Here is a 2,891-nt window from a genome sequence, read left to right as displayed (position 1 = left end):
CGATCTTACCCGGATCTCAGGGTCCCACAACCGGATCCGTGACGGGAGTGACGAATTGTTAAACCCAACTGTTCGCGACCCATAGGATCGTCCCGTTCCGCCCCGCATTTCGTGCCAGATCCGCACCACCGCCACGCTCGAACCGGCGTCACCGCAACACTTCTCGACCGCCCCGCGATCCGCCCGAAGGAATTCCCATGTGCGCCAAGCCAGCACACCATGCGCAAACTTTCGCCGCCGTGGCGGTCACGCTGTTCGTCACCGCGTGCGCGCTCACCGCCTCGGCCTGCGGAGTCAGTGACAACAGCGCCTCGAAAACCACGACCACCACAGTCGATCCGGCCCGCGCCCCCGCCGACGTGCACTGGGAGAACTACCAGGGTGTGCTGCTCCCCGTCGGCGGCCATGACGGCCCCAGCAAACTCGGCACCACCGCCGCCGGCTTCACTCACACCCCGCAGGGCGCGGCCCTGGCGGCCATCAACCACAGCACCCGCCTGGCCCTGGCCCCCGACGGCGTCTGGCCCCAGGTCGCGGCGATTTCGCTGATCCCCGGCCCCGCCAAGGACTCCTGGGTCCTGGCCCGCGCCCAGGTCACCATCACCGCCCCCGCCAACCCGACGGTCGCCCCCCACATCACCGCTTACAAGATCACCGCCTACACCCCCGACCGCGCCGATCTGATCGTCTACTCCACTTACTCCGACGCCAGTATCACCGCGACCGCCGAGACCGTCCGCTGGGTCTCCGAGGATTGGCGGCTCCTCCTCCCCGACCCCACCGCCAAAACCCAGACCGTCCAATCGATCCCCGCGATTCCCGCCGACGCGGTCACCCTGCCGCCCGCGAAATAGCCGTCACCCGACCAGCTTCAGCCCGATCACACAGGCGACGATCCCGCCCAGAAGCAGCAGCTTGACCAGACTCACGGCGGTGCCGCCGGTGGCCATGGAGTAGACGACGGTCAACACCGCCCCGATCCCCACCCACACCGCGTACGCGGTCCCGACAGGCAGCCCCCGCATCGCATACGCCAGCCCCGCCATGCTCAGGACAAGCCCCACCACGAACACGGCGGTAGGCCCGAGCTTCGTGAATCCCTCGGACTTGCCGAGCGCAGTGGCCCACACGGCCTCGAAAACCCCGGACACGACCAATACCAACCAGGACATGACAACCTCCGAAGGCCGTCTTGTCGCACACCGGGTACGGCTCCCTCGTCCGGGCCCCAGATCGGGGTCTACCTACACAATGGCAAACCCCCAGCGACCGGGGAAAATTCCCGAGTGGTGATCTTGACCTCCACCCCGCGCCCCGGTCAGCCAGCTCACCGCCAGATGCCACTCCCGAGGAACCGATCCCACTGCTCGCCTGAGAACACGAGCGCGGGCCCACCCGGATCCTTGGAATCCCGCACCCCAACGATGTTTGCTCCATCGCCCGCAAAGGCGATTTCGACGCACTCTGAGGCATCGGCGGACTTGGAGGACTTGAACCATTCGGCGTCGCGTAGGTTGCTGATCACTTCGCGTACTCCTTCGCGGTGGCTGACAGCAGATCCCTGGTGTCTTCTTCGTTCAACGCTACCTGCGTGATGCCTGTGATCGCCTGTTGGAAGCGGGCAATCGCAGGATTGTCGTCCAAATAGAGTGCCCCAACGGTGCCTTCGATGTAGACCACGGGTGGCTCGGTGAGATGGCTTGCGAAGGGCGGGAATTCAAGCAGGCCGAACGACTGGATCGCGAGACCGGGGTTTCTGGGGACGGTATAGGGAACCACGCGGATGGAGACGTTCTCGCGTTGGCCGATCTCGGCCAAGTGCCGGAGTTGATCGGCCATGGCGGCAGGGCTGCCGAGGCGGTGACGCAGCGCGGCCTCTGAGAAGAGTGCATCCAATCGAAAGGTTGTGTCGTCCAGCCGTTTCTGCCTACGCGCACTGAGCTCCAGCCGTCGTTCCACATCGACCGCTGACAGGTCTGGATGCGTTGCCTCGATCAGGCAGCGGCGGTAATCAGGCGTCTGTAGAAGGCCATGCACCATGACGAGTTGGTGGGTGGTGAGGTGGTTCGCTGCGGTTTCCAGGCTCAAATAGTGGTCGAAATGGGGCTTGAACTGGTCGCTGTACGACCGCCACCAACCCATGGTTGTGCCCTGCGCCTTCGAGATCAGATCCTGCTGCCTCACCTCCTCCCACAGTCCAAGTGCCTCATCGCGCTCCTGGCTCGGATTGGCTACCCCATAGAACTCGAGCAGGTCGCGTATTTGAGACGTTGATATTTTGACCCTTTGACCATCTTCCATTCGTCCGATGCTTTGTGGTGACAACTCGATATGCCGACCTGCCGCGAACTGCCCTTTTCCTGCCCGCGTGCGGAGATGGCGGAGAGTGCGTCCAAATGCCCTGCGCGGCAATGTTGATCCGGCCATTTCGTTAGCCTCGCTATCTGGGGAACGCCGTACTGGAATAGTCCTGACTGGATGTCCAACAGATTCACTGGAATTGCACGTTTTGATGGTGCCTATCAACGACGGCTGATGTCTACTGGGATTCGGCGCGCCACACCGAATTTCCAACAAATCCTCGCAAAAGGGAGCTCGAAATGTCTTGGGACGCATGGGCGCTGCTGTCCATCATCGTGCTCTGCCTCACCGTCATCCTCCGTACCGCGTGGGATTCCTACCGCCTCTCCCGCGAGGACTCCCGCGACACCCTCCGCCTCCCTTTATCCGGCGGCGGCCACCTCGACATCCCCTGCCTCCCAACCCATCCCACCGGCCCCCACCGCCGCCCCCACCCCAACCGGGGAGCCCCAGACCCCCCCCCAAAAACCCCGGCACACCGCCCCCCCCCCCCCCCCCACCCCCACCCGCCCCCCAAAACCAACGACAGG

Annotated in this window: 4 protein-coding genes and 1 riboswitch; of the genes, 1 reads left to right on the top strand and 3 read right to left on the bottom strand. The window is 64.2% G+C overall.

Annotated elements, in window-relative coordinates:
• Positions 1 to 197: 197 nt before the first annotated feature.
• Entirely contained in the window at positions 198 to 854 is a 657-nt protein-coding gene (locus ACWELQ_RS42725) for a hypothetical protein (protein WP_452402685.1), read from the top strand.
• Between the two features lie 3 nt (positions 855 to 857).
• Here ACWELQ_RS42725 and ACWELQ_RS42720 read toward each other — a convergent pair whose 3' ends face one another.
• From ACWELQ_RS42720 to ACWELQ_RS42710, 3 genes are all read right to left on the bottom strand, one after another.
• Positions 858 to 1,172: a DMT family transporter gene (locus ACWELQ_RS42720; RefSeq protein WP_452402684.1), complete on the bottom strand. Its 315-nt coding sequence runs from the start codon at positions 1,170 to 1,172 to the stop codon at positions 858 to 860.
• Positions 1,173 to 1,181: 9 nt separating this feature from the next.
• Positions 1,182 to 1,244: riboswitch (guanidine-III (ykkC-III) riboswitch) on the bottom strand.
• 83 nt (positions 1,245 to 1,327) lie between these two features.
• Positions 1,328 to 1,525, bottom strand: a complete 198-nt coding sequence (locus ACWELQ_RS42715) for a DUF397 domain-containing protein (protein ID WP_452402683.1) — start codon at positions 1,523 to 1,525, stop codon at positions 1,328 to 1,330.
• The gene (locus tag ACWELQ_RS42710; protein WP_452402682.1) at positions 1,522 to 2,427 is read right to left on the bottom strand and encodes a helix-turn-helix domain-containing protein; all 906 of its coding nucleotides are present in this window, start codon (positions 2,425 to 2,427) and stop codon (positions 1,522 to 1,524) included. The genes ACWELQ_RS42715 and ACWELQ_RS42710 overlap by 4 nt, the downstream gene beginning before the upstream one ends.
• Between the last annotated feature and the right edge of the window lie 464 nt (positions 2,428 to 2,891).

The sequence above is a fragment of the Nocardia sp. NPDC004722 genome, assembly GCF_053601505.1.
Note: the sequence above shows the minus strand (reverse complement) of the source record. Positions and strands in the feature narration are given on the sequence as shown.

Coding starts and splice junctions, on each gene's coding strand:
- ACWELQ_RS42710 (WP_452402682.1), bottom strand. CDS start 2,427: ATGGCCGGATCAACATTGCCGCGCAGGGCATTTGGACGCACTCTCCGC.
- ACWELQ_RS42720 (WP_452402684.1), bottom strand. CDS start 1,172: ATGTCCTGGTTGGTATTGGTCGTGTCCGGGGTTTTCGAGGCCGTGTGG.
- ACWELQ_RS42725 (WP_452402685.1), top strand. CDS start 198: ATGTGCGCCAAGCCAGCACACCATGCGCAAACTTTCGCCGCCGTGGCG.